The sequence below is a fragment of the Chryseotalea sp. genome, from assembly GCF_057350905.1.
The window spans coordinates 88826-109443 of sequence record NZ_JBMRCF010000011.1 but is presented as its reverse complement, the minus strand read 5'-3'; the positions used below and the strand labels follow the sequence as shown (position 1 = coordinate 109443).

19 protein-coding genes are annotated in these 20618 nt (G+C 39.8%); 5 read left to right on the top strand and 14 right to left on the bottom strand.

All coding sequences use genetic code 11. The features are described from left to right. Positions 1 to 29: 29 nt before the first annotated feature. Together ACO1XM_RS14990 and ACO1XM_RS14985 are read right to left on the bottom strand one after the other, a co-directional pair. Positions 30 to 494, bottom strand: a complete 465-nt coding sequence (locus ACO1XM_RS14990; protein WP_486230415.1) for a hypothetical protein — start codon at positions 492 to 494, stop codon at positions 30 to 32. Positions 495 to 505: 11 nt separating this feature from the next. Further along, complete coding sequence (locus ACO1XM_RS14985) at positions 506 to 1459, bottom strand: hypothetical protein (RefSeq protein ID WP_486230413.1); 954 nt, start codon at positions 1457 to 1459, stop codon at positions 506 to 508. A 48-nt stretch (positions 1460 to 1507) separates the two neighbouring features. Here ACO1XM_RS14985 and ACO1XM_RS14980 point away from each other — a divergent pair, with 48 nt between their 5' ends. From ACO1XM_RS14980 to recO, 4 genes are read left to right on the top strand one after another with little or no spacing between them, the layout of a single operon-like run. Next, positions 1508 to 1831 (top strand): 2Fe-2S iron-sulfur cluster-binding protein, encoded by a 324-nt coding sequence (locus ACO1XM_RS14980; protein ID WP_486230412.1) that lies wholly within the window; start codon positions 1508 to 1510, stop codon positions 1829 to 1831. Positions 1832 to 1885: 54 nt separating this feature from the next. Continuing rightward, complete coding sequence (locus tag ACO1XM_RS14975) at positions 1886 to 2473, top strand: thymidine kinase (protein ID WP_486230410.1); 588 nt, start codon at positions 1886 to 1888, stop codon at positions 2471 to 2473. 42 nt (positions 2474 to 2515) lie between these two features. Beyond that, on the top strand, positions 2516 to 4702 hold the full coding sequence (porZ, locus tag ACO1XM_RS14970) for a type IX secretion system anionic LPS delivery protein PorZ (protein WP_486230408.1): 2187 nt from the start codon (positions 2516 to 2518) through the stop codon (positions 4700 to 4702). Between the two features lie 10 nt (positions 4703 to 4712). Continuing rightward, positions 4713 to 5378, top strand: coding sequence for a DNA repair protein RecO (recO, locus tag ACO1XM_RS14965; RefSeq protein WP_486230406.1), 666 nt, complete (start codon positions 4713 to 4715; stop codon positions 5376 to 5378). Here the strand turns inward: recO and ACO1XM_RS14960 are convergent. The 6 genes from ACO1XM_RS14960 to ACO1XM_RS14935 form a co-directional block, all read right to left on the bottom strand. Continuing rightward, a complete protein-coding gene (locus ACO1XM_RS14960; RefSeq protein WP_486230404.1) occupies positions 5346 to 6701 on the bottom strand; it encodes an MptA/MptB family glycosyltransferase in 1356 nt (451 codons plus the stop codon). The genes recO and ACO1XM_RS14960 overlap by 33 nt on opposite strands. Next, positions 6698 to 8167, bottom strand: a complete 1470-nt coding sequence (locus ACO1XM_RS14955) for a cellulose synthase family protein (protein ID WP_486230402.1) — start codon at positions 8165 to 8167, stop codon at positions 6698 to 6700. The genes ACO1XM_RS14960 and ACO1XM_RS14955 overlap by 4 nt, the downstream gene beginning before the upstream one ends. A gap of 46 nt (positions 8168 to 8213) precedes the next feature. After that, positions 8214 to 8903, bottom strand: coding sequence for a glycosyltransferase family 2 protein (locus ACO1XM_RS14950; protein ID WP_486230400.1), 690 nt, complete (start codon positions 8901 to 8903; stop codon positions 8214 to 8216). Position 8904: 1 nt separating this feature from the next. Then, positions 8905 to 10395 (bottom strand): sensor histidine kinase, encoded by a 1491-nt coding sequence (locus tag ACO1XM_RS14945; RefSeq protein WP_486230398.1) that lies wholly within the window; start codon positions 10393 to 10395, stop codon positions 8905 to 8907. 82 nt (positions 10396 to 10477) lie between these two features. Continuing rightward, on the bottom strand, positions 10478 to 12031 hold the full coding sequence (locus ACO1XM_RS14940; protein WP_486230396.1) for a 4Fe-4S binding protein: 1554 nt from the start codon (positions 12029 to 12031) through the stop codon (positions 10478 to 10480). Positions 12032 to 12037: 6 nt separating this feature from the next. Continuing rightward, on the bottom strand, positions 12038 to 13342 hold the full coding sequence (locus ACO1XM_RS14935; protein WP_486230394.1) for an NAD(P)/FAD-dependent oxidoreductase: 1305 nt from the start codon (positions 13340 to 13342) through the stop codon (positions 12038 to 12040). Positions 13343 to 13703: 361 nt separating this feature from the next. Between ACO1XM_RS14935 and ACO1XM_RS14930 the strand changes: the two genes are divergently transcribed. Beyond that, a complete protein-coding gene (locus ACO1XM_RS14930; protein ID WP_486230393.1) occupies positions 13704 to 14420 on the top strand; it encodes a DUF547 domain-containing protein in 717 nt (238 codons plus the stop codon). A gap of 2 nt (positions 14421 to 14422) precedes the next feature. Here ACO1XM_RS14930 and ACO1XM_RS14925 read toward each other — a convergent pair whose 3' ends face one another. From ACO1XM_RS14925 to folP, 6 genes are all read right to left on the bottom strand, one after another. Beyond that, positions 14423 to 15088: an AlbA family DNA-binding domain-containing protein gene (locus tag ACO1XM_RS14925; protein ID WP_486230391.1), complete on the bottom strand. Its 666-nt coding sequence runs from the start codon at positions 15086 to 15088 to the stop codon at positions 14423 to 14425. A 210-nt stretch (positions 15089 to 15298) separates the two neighbouring features. Beyond that, entirely contained in the window at positions 15299 to 16810 is a 1512-nt protein-coding gene (locus ACO1XM_RS14920; protein ID WP_486230389.1) for a P-loop NTPase family protein, read from the bottom strand. 29 nt (positions 16811 to 16839) lie between these two features. Further along, the gene (locus ACO1XM_RS14915; RefSeq protein WP_486230387.1) at positions 16840 to 17937 is read right to left on the bottom strand and encodes a vWA domain-containing protein; all 1098 of its coding nucleotides are present in this window, start codon (positions 17935 to 17937) and stop codon (positions 16840 to 16842) included. Positions 17938 to 18317: 380 nt separating this feature from the next. Beyond that, on the bottom strand, positions 18318 to 18758 hold the full coding sequence (locus tag ACO1XM_RS14910) for a hypothetical protein (RefSeq protein ID WP_486230385.1): 441 nt from the start codon (positions 18756 to 18758) through the stop codon (positions 18318 to 18320). Between the two features lie 64 nt (positions 18759 to 18822). After that, positions 18823 to 19680 carry a diadenylate cyclase CdaA gene (gene cdaA / locus ACO1XM_RS14905; RefSeq protein WP_486230383.1) on the bottom strand — a complete coding sequence of 286 codons (858 nt, stop codon included), beginning with the start codon at positions 19678 to 19680 and terminating at the stop codon, positions 18823 to 18825. 43 nt (positions 19681 to 19723) lie between these two features. Beyond that, complete coding sequence (folP, locus tag ACO1XM_RS14900; RefSeq protein ID WP_486230381.1) at positions 19724 to 20581, bottom strand: dihydropteroate synthase; 858 nt, start codon at positions 20579 to 20581, stop codon at positions 19724 to 19726. Positions 20582 to 20618 lie beyond the last annotated feature (37 nt).

The following is a 20618-nucleotide window of genomic DNA, read 5'->3' as shown; positions in this document are numbered from 1 at the left end:
TTTTAGAGAATATTTTTTTGTTAAAGAATTTATATCTTCAAGCGAAGCCCAACCTGACTTCCTGACCAAAAGAGTTCTGGATAAAAATTTCTTCTGGCGCTTTTCTTTTGGTTGTAGCTGTCAAGTGCATCCTGGGCATTGCGTTGAAAAGCTCTGTTAAAAGGAATGCTGACACCAATTAAAGCCGCACCACCGAGTGCCAAACCCCATTCGGGATCACCACCACCGATAAGTGCCGTGCCAACAGGTATACCAATGAGCACACCACCTGCAAAGCCGAGTAAAGCAGCAACTGAAGAATTAACCCTGGCCTTCCTGAATTTTTCAGAGGCGAGTGCATCTTCCCAAAGAATAGATTGCACCTGGCGTGGGCTTATCACCAGGGAATCGCGCTCAAAGCGCACACCACCAAAAGTCTTGTACATCACAATTTCTTGTGCCTGAGCCGTTGCAACAATAACGGTAGCCAGGAATAATAAGAGGGCAGGGCGCATATTTATATAATCTAGTTAAAGCGTTTTTCAATCAGCTCCATAAACTCATGAAACTCCTCACTCTCCTGATCCCACTTGGCAAGATATTCTTCCAGGTATTGCATAGCCGCTTCGAAAGAGCTTTGTTTATCTAAGTGATTAATTGTTTCACTGAATTGCTCAAAGTCCCCACCGAACAAGGCTTTGGTAAACATAAATTTCTGGTTAATGGTGAGACTTTCGCGTATCACATTAATCTTCTGGAAATCATCAGCGAGGGTCTTGAATTCTTTTGTTGTTTGACTTACCTCTTTATGCACTTCAGCTGTTTTGACTTGGGGCTGAGGCTTGGTTTTTTTCTCATAGAAGTCCTCCATGGTTACTGGCTCTACTTTGCTGAGTAGTTGCAACAGCGGCTCAATATCCTCGGGTGTAAAATTTAAGTCTTCTAAGATCTTATCCAGAATGCCAAAAGCTTCATTACCTGAAATGGTTTCTATTTTCTGTTCCTGCAAAATTTGAGATAAGCGAAGCAGGGGCGCTTTATTAAGTTTCAGGTATTTTAATTCTTCTTTAAAAGTCTCCAGGTATAGTTCGTTATTATTGCTGGTAATCAATTTGGAGAAAAAATCGTAGGGATTGAGTACATCATTTAATGTTTTGATAACCGATTGTAAAACCAGCGGCTCCAGATGCTCACGTTTTACATGAATATGGCGCGACAGTACATTCATCAGATTTTGTTGCGCCTCTAAGACCGCTTCCGCTTCATAGTCAAAAAAAACGCTTCTCGACTTCTGCATTTCACTTTTCCAGGTCTTAAAAAGTGATTGAACAACAAAAAGGTTAATTTGCTCCACTTCAGAAAGTGTCAGAATCTCCTGACCTCCAATAAACTGCTTTTGGGCGTAGAAACGGTCTAGTATCTTGCGTGTATATACCTGACTGTAACTACTGATGGCTTGCTGACTGATTTTGTCTTCCATGGTGTAAGAATAATCAAAGTTAACTGCTTTCAGTAAAATATGTATTTTATGGCTAAAGTCATCATTAAAAATTTAAACGAAAAAGTGGTGGATTTATCGTCTTGCAGCCGATCTCTTTTACACTGTTTGTTGGAGCACGGGCTCGACTGGATGCACGCCTGTGGGGGGAGGGGCCGTTGCACTACATGCAAAGTTCAGATAATTGAAGGAATGGATCAACTGAGTCCCTTGTCGCATGCGGAGCGCAAATACAGGGAGCTACACCAGCTGAATAACGATGAACGCCTGAGCTGTCAGCTGATTGTGAAAGGAGATATTATGCTGGCTGTGCCTAAAGAGAGCCAATTGCCGCACATTACTTACTCGAAATAAGGCTTTTGATATAATTCTCCCGAGCCGGAATCTTGAAATTTTTACCTTTACCACATGTTTATTGAACCTCATTTAGGAAGAAAGAAGCAGCATGCCGGCTGGATCGAAGTAGTCTGTGGTTGCATGTTTTCGGGTAAAACCGAAGAGCTTATCCGCAGGCTTAACCGCGCACTGATTGCTAAACAACATGTTGAGATTTTTAAACCCGTAACCGATAATCGCTACCACAATACAGATGTGGTTTCGCACAACCAAAATTCCATCAGATCAACAACAGTAAATTTTGCCAATGATATTTTGCTACTGGCAGGCGATTGTGACGTGGTGGGCATTGATGAAGCACAATTTTTTGATGAAGCCATCGTAGAGGTTTGTAACAAACTGGCTAATAGTGGTAAGCGAGTAATCGTAGCAGGCCTTGACATGGATTTTGAAGGTAAGCCTTTCGGCCCTATGCCTTTCTTGATGGCGGTGGCAGAGTTTGTCACGAAAGTACATGCTATCTGTGCCCAAACCGGTGAATTGGCTTCGTATAGTTATCGTTTAAATGATGATGAACGACAAGTAGTGGTGGGTGAGAAGAACATTTATGAAGCAAGAAGTCGAACAGCTTTTGTTGAAGGCATGAAGAACAGAAAATAACATATACTAGAAAATTGAAATTAGAAAGAAGACATTTAGCCGATGATGAGATTTTGTGTTCTGATTATTTTATTTTTTGTTATTGCGAACAATCCGTTACGCGCACAAAAGGATATACCCCTTGGCACCTGGCGGGAGCATCTCTCTTTTAATTCCGTTGCATTTTTAGCGGGTGTAGACTCGAAAGTATTTGCAGCATCAGCAAATGCCATACTTCAATTAGATCTGACAGATCAGAATTTTTCAGTCTATTCCAATTTAAATGCACTTTCAAGCAATGGTATAAGCACAATGGCTTACGATGATCAGCACCATCAGCTTATTGTGGGTTATGAAAACGGAGCACTTGATTTTATTACGGATACACAAACGCTCAGCTACAGTCGACTGATCAATCCTTCAGATGTTACTGTAGCTTCTGCCATCCGGCATATTTTGGTAGCAGGCGCCAACGCATACCTTAGCACAGCCTATGGAGTGGTAGTTTTTGATTTGAATAGAAATGAAGTGCGCGAAACATGGCGCAACCTGGGGCCTGGTGGGCAGGCATTGGCGATTAATCAGTCTGTCTTATTGAACGACAGTATTTACCTCGCCACCACTAAAGGCGTTTTGAAAGGAAAGCTGAATAATAATTTGCTCGACTTTAATCAATGGCAACGCTATGAGACTGGCGATTTTAATAGTGATGTGAAGAAAATTGAAGTGATCGCCAATAAGGTAGTGGTGGGTATAGATGCAAAGGGAATTTATAAGTTCAATGGCACTGCCTGGCAAAGCCTGACTGCACTTCCTGTCTTGAGCAACTACACCCTGTTCAATGTGAGTGCCCATACTTTATTTTACGGTAATCAAAATCGTTTATTGTCCACACAAGATCTTGTAAATGTTGAAGAAAAAATAAACGACCAGTTTGTTTCCTTGTCAGATGCCCTATTGATCAGCAACGAAATATGGCTCGCAGACTTACGCAGTGGTCTTTTGAGACAACAAGGCAATGATTGGCAATTAACTGTTCCGAACGGGCCTGCTTCACCCTTTACTTTCAGAACGAAGGGAATCAACAATGAAATGCTGGCTCTGCATGGAGGCTATACGAAGCAATTCTTGCCAGGCAACTCGATTAAAGAGATCAGTATTTTTAAAGATGGATTGTGGGGTACACGCAATACTACTGTTGATTTTATAACGGATGCAGAAGTTGGCAATAGTGGTGAACTATATGTGGCATCATTTTCTGAGGGATTAGAAAAAATCAGTGCTGAGGGTGGGTCGACACTTTTCAGTGTCAATGATTATCCTTTGCCAAGGATCACTGCAATACAAAACGCAACGGAAGGATTATGGGTAAGTACCTACAATACTGTTTCATCCTTACATCTTTTGAAATCGGATAATACCATTTCATCCTTCGCCTCACCAACTTTAGCCGGACGCTACCCGATAGGTATGGAGCTTGACGGCTCAGGTAATGTTTGGATGTTATTAGGACAAGCAGGCGGAGGAGGCGTGCGCATTGTAAAAAATGACGGCACTGATTTACGAATCCTGTCTGACCAACCTGGTGGAGGCTTATTGCCTAGTAGAGAAGTGTTATCTATTGCAGTAGATAAAAATGATTATGTGTGGATTGGTACAGCAAGGGGTGTGGCCTATTATACTTTTTATAGTGAAGATGGTATTAAGCCGATTGTGGAAGGGCGATTCTTGTTAAGTGAAGAAAAAATCACGGCCATAGAGGTTGATGCGGGCAATAGAAAATGGATAGGAACCGAACGAGGCCTTTGGCTATTCAGTGATGCAGGAGAGGAAGCGATTTATAATTTCACTACAGAAAATTCACCTCTGCCATCCAACATTATTAATGATCTGGAACTGAATGAGCAAAGTGGTGAGTTATTTGTTACCACGGATAAGGGATTGGTATCCTTCCGATCAGACGCAACGGAACCTCTATTTGATTTTGAAAGGGTAAAGATTTTCCCCAATCCTGTAACACCATCTTTCAACGGCTTGATTGGTATCAGTAACTTAATGGAAAATGCAGTCATAAAAATTGTTGATGTGAGCGGAAAACTCATAAATCAGGTGCAGGGCAACGGTGGAGCTGCGTCCTGGAATCTTGCAGACCATACTGGCAAACGTGTAACTACTGGTGTGTATGTATTGATTTGTGTATTGCCTGATGGCAGCGAAAGTTTTGCTGGTAAATTAGTGGTGCTTGATTGACAAATAACGCATGCTACAGAAAACCAGAGGTTTGGTATTGAGATTTACACGTTTTAAAGAAACCTCTATTATCGTTACCATTTTCACAGAGAGTTTCGGTACGCATGCCTACATTGTTAATAATGTACGATCGCAAAAGTCTGCGAGGATGGCCTTATACCAACCACTTACTTTGCTTGATTTGGTGGTGTATCATAAACCTAATCAGCAGATCGCAAGAATTAAAGAGTTAAAATGCATTTACGCCTATCAAAGTTTTTCAACGGATATCCGTAAGTCGAGCATTGCCATGTTTCTGAGTGAAGTGCTTAACAAGTGCCTGAAAGATGAAAGCCATCCACAAGAGGTATTTGAGTTCATTCAAAATTCCTTCATCACCTTAGATCACCTGACCACTAACATTGAAAACTTTCACCTTATTTTTTTACTAAAACTAAGTCGATACCTGGGTTTTGGTGCTAACAGATCTGATGAAGTATTGATTGATAGTCTTGTGCACACCACGCAAGATGATACCTTGAGTGCCTTGCTTACGGCTGAGTATACAACACAACTCACCTTACATTATCAACAACGCAGGCTGGCATTAGAATCCATCATCAGGTTTTACGCTTCGCATGTCGATTCTTTTGGTGATCTCAGGTCACTGGAGATTGTGCGTGAGTTGCTTAGCTGAGGATGGCTTAAATCGAGGTATAAGTTCGATTAGTGCAACGGTAATTACTACTATATACTCTAAGGCTGTTACCCAGTAGTTTTCAAGAAATGAATTTTCTGTATAGCCTGCATAGGTGAGGAAAATGAAAAATGACCAGACTATCGGAAATTTTAACTGCGTGAAAACCGAAAAGGCAAGGAGTGGTACAATATACCAGGGATGAACAGTGGTAGTGAAAAGTAAGTAAATCAAAAGAACAATTGACCAGTCTGTAAAAATCAAATTGATGGAGGTGTTTTTTTGCCGAACCATTAATCGATAGAATGTAAGACAACAAATGAGTATGGCACTAATAAGTCCTAACTTCCAACCAACTGTCTGAATAATGTTATATCCGTATTGCCAATAACCGAATTCTCTGACGAGGTAATAAATGCTGGCGTTAAATTCAAATTTCTTAAAGTAGTAAGCCAGGCTTGTTGATAAGCCTGTTATGATTTCATGATTTAACAAGGGAATAAAAAGTAATACACAAGCAAGGCCAACAATAAGGTAATATCGGATTGATTTTTTCCATCCGATATAGAAAAGCAAGGAGGGAAGAAATAACAATGGTAAAAGCTTGGTACAGATAGCCAGTGAGAAATATAGTGCAGATAGCGTGAGATTATTTTTTTGCAGATAATAAAATGAGGCTAATAAAAAGACAACAACAAATGCTTCAAAATGCACGTTGCCTGTTAATTCAAGAATGACTAAGGGATTAAGGCAATACAATAAAACATACTTACCGGGTAATTTTACTTGCTGTAAAATTTTTTGAATCAAAATAATAGAAACGATTTGCGATACTAAGATCAACACCTTCATCACCAACAAACTACCATAAACAGATTCACTTAAAAAAGTGGCCGTCCAGAAAATGCCCTGAGCAACAGGAGGATAGATAGTAAAGTATTCTTTAGAGTTTAAAGCATTATACAAATCAGAGGTCAACCCTTCAACTTGAAAATTATGTTGTGCGTAATAGGACGGAGTCGCTGCAAAAGGATGAATGCCAGCATGCATGAGTCGCCCGTCCCAAAGAAAGCGGTAGAAGTCGTCAGAAAGTGATGGCACAGCGAACAATATGATTAGGTTAATGAATATGCTTAGCCAAATGTAGTACGGTGTGTCTTCTTCTTTTGCTTTTAAGTTGATGTACAGGTAGGCGGAGAATACGATTGCATAAAGTGAAAGCAATTGAATGCTTTCGTGTCGCTTGGTAAAATAAGTGAGTAGGATGTAGCAAGTGCTTACAAGAAGGGTGAGAGTAATGAGTGACCATTTTCTTTCCTTCATCCAACATTAATTTTACGAGTGAATAATGGCTTGATTGAATATATAAATATTGAACCAAAGCCGAGTGCCAGCATAATATGAAAGAAGAGTAAGCCCGAATCTTTAAGTTGGATGCCTACATAACATCCATAGATAAAATAGAGACACAAGATCCCTTCCAATATGGTCACGTAATTCAAGGAAGTAAGTAAATAAACATTTCCAACCCAGCCGTCCTCCCTTTTAGTAATGTTAAACTTGGGTGTTCTAATAAAAGGTGTTTTACGACCTATCAAGCCTTCAATCACTGCTAGTCCATTGTGTAATGATAAGCCCATGGAGATAATTAAAAATGGAGGGAATAGTTTGAAGAAAGAGGATTTATAGTTTTTAGAAAACTGTTGGGTTGACACCCAGTAAAAAGCAGCTATTGAAAAGAAACCTAGAATAAATACAATACCAGTGTGGAATAGCCAGCTTAATTCAGGATGTTGATTTTTTATAAAAAGCATGGGCACGCTTAAAACGGCAGCAATTAATAAGGTACTGAAAACTGAACTATTGAATAAGTGAAAGAAGGCATGGAGCTTGGTAACAAATGATTGCTTTGACAGAAGTACCTTCATAAAATTTTTTCTGGCTGTTTCTGCTCCCCCCTTATTCCAGCGGTACTGCTGCGATTTGATGGCAGGCATTATAACAGGTAGTTCACCAGGTGTACTCACATCTTCAACATATAAAAATTGCCAACCTTTCAATTGTGCCCTGTAGCTTAGGTCAAGATCTTCTGTTAATGTATCTTCATGCCAACCACCGGCATCGAGTATAGTTTGTTTTCGCCAAACACCACAAGTGCCATTAAAATTAATAAAACTCCCTACCCGGTTACGTGCACTTTGTTCAATAGAAAAATGAGCATCAAGGCCGAAGGCTTGTAATTGGGTAAGTAAAGAATAATTTTTATTCAGATGTCCCCAACGGGTTTGCACTACACCAATTTTATTATTGGTGAAGTAGGGGATAGTTTTGTGTAGAAAATCTTGCTGCGGAATAAAGTCCGCATCAAAAATGGCAATAAACTCGCCTTTCGCTTTGGTAGTGGCATATGCTAAAGCGCCAGCTTTAAATCCCTTTCTGTTTTCACGATGGATAAGGGTGATATCCAGTCCTTGCTTCTGAAGTGGTTCGATTTTCTCTTTAATGATTGATGTTGTTTCATCAGTAGAATCATCGAGTACCTGAACCTCAAGTTTTTCCTTGGGGTAATCTAATTCACTTACTGCTTGTAGTAAACGGTCCACGACATACTTTTCATTGTATACAGGAAGCTGAACCGTTACGTGCGGAATAAAATTTTCCGACCAAGTAACTGAGACTATCTTCTTTTTATGTTTCAGGTAAATCCAGGTAAGATGCAACTGACTGATACTAAACAGAAATATGTAGAGTAGTGATAAAGCGTATAGGATTATAATTACTATATACATAAATCAGAATCAGCAACAGATCGCCTCCGGCACAAAGGTCGTAATTTTAGATGTATTTAAAGATAGTAGTAATAATCTTGTAACCTGCCAAAACAGTACCCTTTACTGTACCCGATACTTTAGAGTAACCAATTCTTTTCCTGTAGCGAACGGGAAGTTCAGCGCAACGCATTTTTTGTTTAGCCGCTTTCACCTGCATTTCTACGGTCCAGCCGTAAGTTTTGTCTTGCATCTTAAGTGCCAATAATTTATCATAGCGAATTGCACGAAAAGGACCTAGATCTGTAAAGGTTACATTATAGAACAATTTTAGTAAACGCGTAGCCAGCCAGTTGCCAAAAATCTGTTGTGGCGTCATAGAGCCTCGCTCTTTGTTACCCAGGGCGCGCGATCCGATAACAAGGTCTGCTTTGTTGTCAAGAATAGGTTGAATGAGCATGATCATTTCTTCAGGATAGTCGGAGTGATCAGCATCCAGAAAAACAACAATATCTGTTCTACCTTGAATCTTTGTGAGGTAGTCCATTCCCTTCAGACAAGCTCTGCCGTATCCTGCTTTGGGTTCATCCAGTACAGTGGCACCTGCGGCTTGCGCTACTTCACTGGTCTTATCATTGGAGTTGTTGTTGACAACAATAATTTCAGCGACAAGCTGTTTGGGGATTTCATTTACAACCTGACCAACACCATTCTCCTCGTTAAAGGCAGGTATAATTACGCGAACTATCTTATTCATTTTATAGTGGCAAACGTAATAAAAATTTTGTGCCTTTCTCAGTCCTGGGCACAAATGAGATATTTCCCTGCAAGCGTTCTACACAGGTTTTGGCAATATAAAGTCCTAAACCAGTACCTGTTGATTTTTCGTGACCTCTGTTAAATAAACTAAATAGATTAGCTTGCTTTTCGGTATCAATGCCATCACCATTATCCTCAATCTCTAGCTGTAGCCATTGGTTATTTTTTGATATATGGTACTGCAAGAGGCATTTCTCTTTTTTGTTATGATATTGAACAGAATTGCGGGTTAATTCTTTTATAGTTGTTTTGAGTAAGTCAAGATCAGTGTTAATAAAAGCATCATTATCTCCGGAGATATTCACCTCCACCTCGTCATCGCTTTTAAAAAGAGTCTTTATATTCGTTTCAAAAAACGTTTTAACATTTACTTTTTCAATAATTAATTCCCTTGATTTAATTTCATAAACAAGCTGAATAGTTTTGGTCATATCTTCAAGATAACTTACTGTTTCTTGTATCATCTCGAAGTATTGATTACTTCTTTCATCTTTCTGATCAAGCCTGGCTAGTCTAAGAATTCCTTTTAAAGTAGCAACAGGAGCTTGTACATCATGAGAAGAATGATATAAAAAATTACTGAGTTGCTGATGACTTTTAGCGAGGGCAGCTGTTCTCTCTTTTATTTTTTCGTTTAGTTCATAATTATATCGGTCAATCTGTTCACTTTGGGATCTGATTTCTTCATTCTGCGATTTAATTTCTTCATTCTGATTTTCTAATTGTACTTGGATGTCTTTTATTCTATTTAAGGAGTTTGCAACATATCCAAATAGAACAATGGAGAACGGAAGCGTTATAAGCAATGAGAATAAAATGTTTTGTATCAATTCTTCCCTGGCTTTTCCAAGAAAAACTTCGAAATGTTCGTCTGCTTCAAGTAGCGCAACAACCTGACCTTTGCTATTTCTTATAGGAGCAAATGCAGAAAGCCATATGCCATTCTCATCTTCGTAGATATCAAGTGTTCCCCCCTTACTATAATTTGTGATCAAATCTTTGGGATAGTTTTTATAGGTATGCCTGAAGTAAGGACTTTCGGCTGATGTGCCAATAAAGTGGAAGGTACTATCGGGCTCATAATAAACAATGGTATATACATCAGAGCTAAGTTGATTGGATGTTTTAATAGCCAATAAGGATTTATGGAGTCTGTAATAAAGTGGGTCTTGTGAATTATCTGTAATACTATCTTTAGCCATATAGTTATTGGACAATTGAGCGTGCAATTCGCCATTGATCATTAAGGCTCCAGTACTCGTAACTGCTTTTAATTTAGCCAGCACCTCCTCTTTATATTGGCCAAGCATCTGATAGTATGCATTGGTTAGAAAGTAGATAATCAGAATTATGAAGGCCCCAAAGAGAATGAAGATCAGACGATGGTTGGAGGACTTTTTAAAATTCTTTTTGCGTATTTTATTGAGCATACCTAAAAACAATAATCTAAGCTTAGATTCTTTCTTTTAGGTAAGAAGAATGGATAAATGTCGCCTACATGACTAAAATATCTTACTCTTGTAACGTAATACCTTTATTACCAATAAGAATAGGTTTCCCAAATCTGCCTTCTTCTTCTTTTACTTCAAGGTTCAATACACCTCTTGGACAAACCGATGAGCAAACACCACAACCTACACAAGAGCTTCTTACAATATTTTGCCCACGTTGTGCATACCAGCGAACATCAATGCCCATTTCGCAATAGGTTGAGCAATTGCCACAGGAAATACATTGACCACCGTTGGTAGTAATCCGAAAACGCGACTTAAAGCGTTGAACAAAACCAAGGTAGGCAGCCAAGGGACAGCCGAAACGACACCACACACGGTTGCCCATTAATGGATAAAAGCCTGTGCCTACAACACCAGAAAAAATGGCGCCTACAAAAAAACCATAAGGCTTTCTCAAATAAGTATAGGTATCGATACCAAAAATACTATTTGTGCCGGTGATAAAATTGTAGAGTACCGCTCCGGTCATTACCACTGCAAAGATGAGTACAGCGTGAATAAGCCAGCGTTCTACTTTCCATGCTTTTAGTGATTTGTCTGAGAGTTGCCTGAAAGAATCGCCTGCTGTTTCTGCCAAGCCACCACAACCACATACCCAACTACAATACCAGCGCTTACCGAATAAATACACAAAGACAGGCACGCCAACAACAAATAATGTTATACCCCATACGAACATAAATAAACCTACACTTCCGCCTGATTGTGTAAGCATGTTAACGTGCCAGGCGTCAAAGAAATCATAATCCAGGGGCCACATATTTTTGAAATCGAAATAAGGTTGGTTAAGTCTTACTAAAATTTCGGGAAGCAGAAAGGCAATGGCCAATTGAAAAAACATGACAGATGCTGTTCGTACCATCTGATAGTTTGAGTGACGGTATTTAATGAGCATGCGAATGCCCATAACAATCACAGCAAAGGTGTATAAGAAACCATATAAAAACCATTGGCTTGAATCACCATTGGGATTGATTAGTTTTTTTAGCGGCTCTACTAAAATGATCCAGTTGGTAACGTAAGCATCATAGAAGTACAGTAAAATATAGAATGTAATCAGCAATGTGCCCAGGAGTATGCCTATCCATCCACGGTTATTCAGGGCATGATGGAAGATATTGTTGTTCTTGATGCCCGGTACTTCAATGCTTATTTTGGGTAGTATAAAAAGTAAAGCACCTAAGGCCCCTCCTCCAAAAATCAATATGAACAAAAGTAAAGTATGCTCAACTATAATTCCCTGTGTTGATGCCTTGGTCAGTGTACCCGCATAGTCATCATAAATAACCTGATCCCACTGTTGTTGATTCCTGGCTTCTGTATTAAGGTCTTCAATAGTTTTTTTAATGTCATTCGCAAAGACAAAGGTATTTGGATAAGACTTATCGAATTTTTTGTCAAAGGCAGGCAGTAATCGTTGCTGATGTTCCTGCTTAACCTTTGATTCAAAAATTTCTTTTGTTAAGGTATAATCTGAAAAAAACAGTAAACTGAGGAAAAGGAACAGTGCTGCTAAAAAGAGATTCAGACCAAGTATTCTAGCCAATTGCATAGCTGCTTATTTTAAAGATAAAGAAATTAAGTGAGGGAACTGTTTCTCAAAAGCCTGAGTAATTTCAGATTCATGTCTGCGGAAAAATTCAGGATCGAAATTAGCTTCTGCCAAATGTTCAAGCACGTAAGAAATACTTTGCTTTTCGCGAAGCCATTGGTCAAACTTTTCATGCCTGAGTCGTATGCCAAATGAATTGATGCCAATAAATGCTTTACTGGAGGTGTCCCAGATAAAGTGCATGGCTTTCTTTTTACTGCTATGTTCCCAATAAAATTCTGACTCGTTAGCTTTTAGTTGAGGGCCTACATTCCCATAGGTCTGATATTCTATGTCGAAGAACTTCGCTGAGTTAAACCATGGCCCAGGTTCATATTTTGTTGGTGATCCACAAATGGTTTGAGCCACTACTTCGCCCATCATCCGACCTGTGTACCAGACCTGTTCTATGTTTCTTCTCCCGCTCAATTCATAGGTGCGTTCAACACAATCGCCAATTGCATATACATTGTCAATATTGGTTTGCAGAAATTCATTCACGAGTATACCTCGGTTGGTTTTAATACCTGACTCTTTTAGGAAGCCAATAGACGGTGAAACACCCACGGTTAAACCGACTAGTTGGCAGTCTATATTTTCATTTTTCGAAGTAATAATGCTTTTTACTTTACCTTCACCATTATCCTGAATACTGAGAAGTTCAGTTTCAAGTCTTAAATCTACATGGTGGCTGCGCACATGATCTGATATCAGCTTTGCTTCTTGTACAGGGAGTACATTGCTCCAGAATTCCTTCTCCCGTACCAGAAAAGTCACCTCAATATTTCTGGAAAGCAACATCTCAGCCATTTCAATGCCAATCAAACCACCACCCACAATAACTGCTTTTTTAATTCCCTTGCTGTTCTGTTCCATCAATTGCAAATCCTGATAGCTGTACAGCCCCTGCACACCTTGCAAATCCTGCCCAGGCCAACCAAACTTATTGGGTTGTGAGCCTGTAGCTAGTATCAATGTGTCATAAGTGATTCTCTTGCCTGAACGACAAAGTAAGGTGCTATTTTGTGTATCGACTGCATTAACATGATCATAGACGAGGTCTATTTTATTTTTTTTCCAAAACCAATCTTCGTAAGGTTTAGTGTTCTGAAATTTCATGTGCCCCATGTAAATGTACATGAGCGCAGTGCGTGAAAAAAAATGTTCGGTTTCAGAAGAAATGATGGTAATGTTATTGCTACTACGCTTTCTGATATGACGTGCGGCCGTAACACCTGCTATTCCATTTCCGATAATGACAATGTTACTCATACTGGATTTCTTTGCTTCAATTCAAACTACTGGAGTTGATGAAATTAAAGTCGTTGTTTAAGGCACATGAATATACGTATTGTTGTTTTATGGTTCACTAAATGATTGTGCTTCTTTTAGCAAGGTCAGTTCAAAATTATATGACTCGCAATTTATTCCTATAGATATTAACCGCCTGTCAGCAGTATGACAGTTTTTTAGTTTATTTCTTTTAAAATTTGGTTAAACAAAGATCCCTCGCTTTTTGGGGAGATATAAAGTTTTGTCTTGGCAGCGACAAATACCCATTGAATCCGGACTGTACTGAATCTTAGCAGGTATTTTTAAGTTATTGACAGCATACAGCATAAACCCAGGCATTATGAAGCGCATTAGTTACATGTTAGTACTTTTATTAGTGACTACGTTAAGTAGTTTTGCCAATTCAAGCAAAGCGTTTACCAACAAGGCAGATGCCTTCTTTAAAAAATATGTAAAAAACGGTTCTGTTGCCTACAAGGCGATCGCTGCTGATAAATCTGAAATCACTTCGCTCTACAAAGAAATTGGTCAGATGAACCTGAGTGCTTTTAGTGAAGATGAGAAAAAGGCCTTTTACGTAAATGCCTACAACCTCATCGTTATCTATTGGGTAGCTGAATATTACCCTTTAAAATCACCTTTGGACAAAAGTGGGTTCTTCGATAAGGTGAAACACGAGGTAGCAGGGGAGGAGTTATCATTAAACGCGTTGGAAATTAAAAAGCTTATACTTCCTTATAAGGACGGCCGTTTCCATTTTGTATTGGCCTGTGCCGCCAAAAGTTGCCCACCTTTGGCAAGTTTCGCTATTCAGCCTGATAAATTAGAGCAACAATTAAACGAAAGGACCACCTTGGCCTTAAACAATAATGAGTGGCTTCGTGTGGAAAATGCAGGTAAGAAAGTGGCCTTGTCTAAAATTTTTGATTGGTATAAAGGTGACTTTACGCAAATGGGCTCTGCTATCGACTGGATTAACCAATATAGAAAAGTAAAAATTCCAGGGGATTTTAAGATTGAGTATTACGAATACAACTGGGCATTGAACGAAGGTTGATTTTACTTGCGCATATACAAATCACCCTTGTCGGTAGGGATTATTTGCAAGACATCGCCCAGTGTAAGTAGTACGAGTTTACGTGAGGCTTTCCAATTATTAATTTTTAGAAGCTTGGCACACTCTTTCAAGGTGATTTTGTGATGTACTTCCAGGTATTGCATCAGTAGCTTCTCCTGATCGCCATAGGTAAATTTAATGCCAGTAGCCTTTTGTCCGCGCTTTAATACTTCGCACATCTGACTACTGGCCTTCATGCACTTATCAATTACCCTTACATAAGCAATTGATTCCTCATTGCACTTCAGGTAGTGAGGTTTTTGTTTGCTTTCAGAAATATCAAATCGAATAACAATACGGCTGTCGGATAGATTGATAAAAGTCTGGTTGATCTCTAAAACAGGTTTGCAAAACTTAAGCGCCTCTGCTATGGCGTGCACGTCACCTTCCGCGTGCTTCACACCATAGATTACACCATCATCCTCAACACCAAGCAGTAAAGAGCCACCTTGTGTATTGGCAAAAGCAATAAATTCTTTTACAATTTCAAGGGGATGATTGGCCTTGCGTTTAAACTCAAGTTGCAAACCCTCCCCGCGTGAAACTAACTTCTTGAGACTTTTTATCTCCTGCGGATCGTACGTTTGTGCTTCTTGCAGTTTAAACATGACCAGATCAGCTTGAAGTATTTTTAGTTTATTCTTACAGTATTGTCCGACTAAAAAATAGACTGACTCGTAGACACTTGATTTTCTTGATGCTTCTCTGATTGGCCTCACTCCCACCTCTCTCCAAAGGAGAGAGATAGTAGAATCAAGAAAATCAAGTTTTACATAGGGTTCATCAATTTTAGTCGGACAGTAATGTGTTATTCTTATTTAACGCTTGTCATCTTCATCATCAAAATTCTCTTCATCCTCAGCCCCGGGTTTAGGCATGGTAAACATACCTCCTAAAATATCCTTGAATTGATGACCCTGTGTTAAAAAGCCCTTGCTTAGTAAACTGAATTCAGCCATGCCATGCAGGGCAAACTCCATCATAAATAACTTAGTGCCTGCATCTTGTCCTTTATGAAATTCATCAACCAATTCTTTAAGGCCGGGAATATTTTTCAGAAAACTTTCAAACTCAGCTTGCGGCATGTCATTGAGTAAATCAGCGGTGTTGCCATCACCAAACCAATCGGTTATTTTTTTGTATGGATTTTTATCTTTTTGTTTTCTGAATTTGTCAGGATCTGGAAAGTAATTGACAAACTGCGAGCGTATAGCTTTTCCAATCAGACTCTGGGCCACAATCATCGGGCCTTCTTGTTCACCCTCGTAAACCAGTTCTACCTTACCGGTAATGGAAGGAATCACACCAATGAAATCGCCAACCCGTATGTGTACTTGTTTTTCGTTGTTGATGAGCGAGCGTCTTTCAGCAGCCGCTACGAGATTTTCATAAGCCGAAATGGTTAAGCGAGCCGAAACACCGCTCTTGGCATCTACATACTCGCTTTTGCGTGCTTCGAAGGCAATCTGTTCAACTAAGTCTTTGGCAAGTTCGAGTACACCAACATGCTTTTGCTCTGGTTTAATTCTTGCTTCTTGTTGTGTAATACGTTTACCAATATCTAGTGACTTAGGATAGTGTGTTATAATCTGGCTGTCGATACGATCCTTCAATGGCGTAACAATGCTACCACGGTTTGTATAATCTTCCGGATTGGCAGTAAAGATAAATTGTATATCCAGCGGCAGACGTAGTTTAAAACCTCTTATTTGAATATCGCCTTCCTGCAAAATATTAAATAGCGATACCTGAATACGCGGCTGTAAATCGGGCAATTCATTGATAACAAACAAGCAACGATGCGAACGCGGTATTAAGCCGAAGTGAAGCACACGCTCATCGGAATAAGGTAATTTTAAAGTTGCTGCTTTAATGGGATCTACATCGCCAATTAAATCGGCAATGGATACATCTGGAGTAGCCAGTTTTTCAGTATAACGGTCGTTGCGGTGCAACCAGCGAATGGGTGTGTTGTCTCCCATTTCTTTTAAAAGGTCATGACCGAAGCGTGAAAGCGGATTGAGCGGGTCATCATTTAGTTCAGAACCTTCAATAACGGGCACATATTCATCTAAGAGATTAACCATGAGACGCGCTAATCTAGTTTTCGCCTGACCCCTTAATCCTAATAAGTTGATATCATGACCCGAGAGGATGGCTCTTTCCAAGTCAGGTATTACTGTCTCTTCATAACCCCAGATGCCTTCAAATACATTTTCTTTTTTGCGGAGCTTTTCTATTAAGTTGTCCCTTAACTCCTGTTTAATGCTTTTACTTTTATAACCTGATGATTTTAATTGTGCGAGCGTAGTGATTTGCAGGTTCTTCATTGAGGTGCAGTATTAATACTTGTTAGTTTTTATAATTTTTTTCTTCTGTTCTTCTTAAAGTCTTCAAATACCAGGTTACCCAAACCTTGCAGGCCGCTGTAGTATGCGTTGCCACCATTGGCTTCAGTAAATTGTCTGACAAATTGTTTCAGGTAGGGGTCCGTTGCAATCATGAAGGTAGTGACAGGAACTTTTAGCTTCTTGAGTTGTGCAGCCAGGGTTAAGGTCTTGTTCAAAATTTTGTGATCGAGTCCGAAAGCATTTTTATAATACTTAATACCTTCTTTAATACAGGTAGGTTTTCCATCGGTAATCATGAAAACCTGCTTATTCGGATTTTTCCTCCTTCTTAAAATATCCATGGCCAGTTCCAGCCCGGCAACTGTATTGGTATGGTAAGGACCCACCTGTAAATAGGGCAGGTCTTTAATTTCAATTTGCCATGCATCATCGCCAAACACAAGAATGTCCAGCGTGTCTTTAGGGTATTTTTTAGTGATCAGTTCTGCCAATGCCATGGCCACTTGTTTGGCTGGGGTAATGCGATCTTCACCATAAAGAATCATAGAGTGGGAGATATCAATCATCAGCACGGTAGAAGTCTGGGTCTTGAATTCGCTTTCCATCACTTCCAGGTCGCTCTCGGTCATTCTAAAATCCTCAAAGCCGTGATTGATCTGTGCGTTGCGAATAGAATCCGTCATGGCAATTTGCTCGGGACTGTCGCCAAATTCGTAGTTGCGTCTTTCGGTAGTTTGTTCATCCCCTCGGCCGCTATGTACTGTATTGTGTTCGCCTCCCTTACTTTTCTTCAGTTTACCAAAAATCTCTTCTAAGGCATTTTGTCTTAATCGCTGCTCGCTTTTAGCGTTGAGTTTAAATTCACCTTTAGGCCCTTCATCGGTAATGTAGCCATCGCGTTTCAGCTGGTCAATAAAATCCCCAATACCATATTTGCCATCCGTAAGCTTGTATTGTTTATCAAGCTCTGTAAGCCACTGCAAGGCCTCGCCTACATTACCAGCCGTTATCAACACCAGCTGCATAAAAATCTTCAACAACTTTTCGAAATCGTTACCTTTTTTGGAAGCCGGGGGCTGATAATTACTGAAACGATATCCAAGCATAGTTTTTAGCGTGTTTTGCGTTGACTTATAACCAAAAAAAATGCCTTTGTGTTTCCATTTACAGCAAGTATCTGATAACCAGTATGTCTATTTTTCAAAGATAGCTGGAATATTAAAGAACTGCCGTTGAAATGACAGTCAAAGCGATGGACTGGTTTCAATTGGTCATACAGCTCAATAGAGCAAAGTTTGAATCTGTTGGGTGTATGATTTTCGTTGTTAAAGGAATTTTTCTTTCAAATGCACGTTATACTTTTGTCATAGATTCAGAAAATATGAAAAAGATCGTATCACTTATGTTATTAATGGTTGTATTGTTGGCTTCATGCTCAGAATACTCTTGCCCAACTTATTCTAAAAAGCCAGCAACTGAGAAAAAATCAGTTCGCATTTAATTTTTTCAGCAGCTCACCCATTTTTGAAGTGTCTCTGCCTATTAAGCCATAGGCGGGATCAATATTTTTTGAAGGGAAGAAGTAGATGCCCTTTTTCTTCCCTTTAATTTTTAACCTGTACATATTTAAGAAAGGTACAAGGTTCAATGAACGCACCTCATCCCAATCTATCTTTTGTTTCTTACTACCGTTGATTACAACAATCTTCTTTTTACCGACCGCAACCCTTCTTATTTTTTCTTTGATAATAAGATACACAACCATCAATAGGGCACCAAGCGTAAAAAAGACAAGCGCGGCATATTCATTTTTCAAAGTAGCCGGGTAGGTAAAGAAAATGACAGCAGCAATCAACCATTGCATCAGACACAGCGCCAAAAAGAAATAGCGTGCTACAAAATACTTTACGGGGTTTGCTTCAATCATACTTAAAAAGTGGTTACTACTACAATGAAGTTACAACAAAAAAATAGTTTTCTGCAAGTGCTTGTTATTTGGCAGTGCTAAGGTCGTTCACTTCCTCCTCTTCATCCACCTCTTCCCAGTTGACAGGTTCCTGATTGTGGAGGTACTGCAGGATCTTATGCTCCACCTGTTTTAGCTTTAACGCACGTAAGTATTTTCCGTTGCGCGCCAAAATCAATCGGCCGGTTTCTTCAGAGATAGCCAGCACAAGGGTATCTGTATTCTCACTCATGCCCACGGCAGCCCTGTGTCTTAAACCAAAATGGGGTGGCAGGTGGTCATTCTCGCTAACTGGTAACACACAACGCGCTGCCTTAATTCTGCCTTTGTAAATGATAACGGCTCCGTCATGTAGGGGAGTGGTTTTATTGAAAATAGTTAATAGCAGTCGCTTGCTCACTTCTGCATCCAGCGGGTCACCGGTTTCGGCATAGAATTTCAGTTCTGTATCGCGGGAAAAAACAATGAGTGCTCCGGTTTTGGAAGCCTTCAGGGTTTTGCAGGCATCGATGATCTGCTGAATATCAAAATCATCATTGTATTCACTTTTCCAGTTGCCAATGGTTTTTAAAAAATTCTCACGAAACTCCGTTCCCCTGCCAATCACCAGTAAAAATTTCCTGATCTCCGGCTGAAACAAAACGATCATGGCAATAACCCCCACCCCCATAAACTGACCGAGGATGGTAGCGAGCAATTCCATCTGTGCTGCACGTACAATCAGGTACATCAGGTACAATGCCAAAATACCAAGGAAGATATTGACGGCAATACTGCCCCTGATTAATTTGTAAACCTGGAATAGTAAAATACTGACTAATCCAATATCAACCAGGTCTACCCAGCTAACCTCCAAAAAACCTATTTTGAATAGAAAAATCATGTATGCAAAGATATATAAATGCCGGGTTAACTCACGAAAAAGCTCAACGCGCTTGCTGCATTTGTTTGTGTAGAATAATTGCCTCTTTGGCTTCTTTCACATCGTGTACACGGAGTATGGCAGCGCCCTTGCTTAATGCGACTGTGTTAAGAACTGTACTACCGTTCAGTGCATTTTCAATTGTTGTATTCAGTGTTTTCCAGATCATGGATTTTCTGGACACACCTACCAGCAAGGGTTTGCCAATAATGTGCAATTGCTCAAGGTGATTGAGCAGGTGGAAGTTTTGTTCAACATTTTTAGCAAAGCCGAAACCTGGATCGATGATGATATCCTTTGCGCCAAGGGCGGTCAGTTTTGCTATTTTTTCCTGAAAGTAGCTGATCAGCTCCTTCACTAAATTGTTATAGTTTGTTAACGTACTCATGTTTTGAGGCGTGCCCTTCATGTGCATCAGTATGTAGGGTACCTGCAATTGTGCCACAGTCTCGAACATGTTTGTATCGAGGGAGCCACCTGAAATGTCGTTGATAAGTGCGGCACCTTCCTGAACTGCTACATTGGCCACCTTACTTCTAAAGGTGTCTACTGATAAAACAGCTTTTGGAAATGCTTGTATCAGGCTGCTAATACTTTGCCTAATACGCTCAAGCTCAATTTCTTCGCTTACATCATTCGCTCCTGGCCTGGACGAGTATGCGCCAACATCTAACATGTCAGCGCCCTCACTTAACATTTTCTCCGCCTTTTTCAGCCAATCTTTTTCTGTCGCTACACGGCTGCCTTCATAAAAGCTGTCGCTTGTCACATTCAATATGCCCATCACTGCAGGCTCCGCCAGGTTCAGCACCTGTCCGCGCACATTCAGTGTTTTGTTTGTTATAATTCCTTTACTTTGCATACAAGAATTTTTACATGCTGTTTCAGCTTTTTTAAGC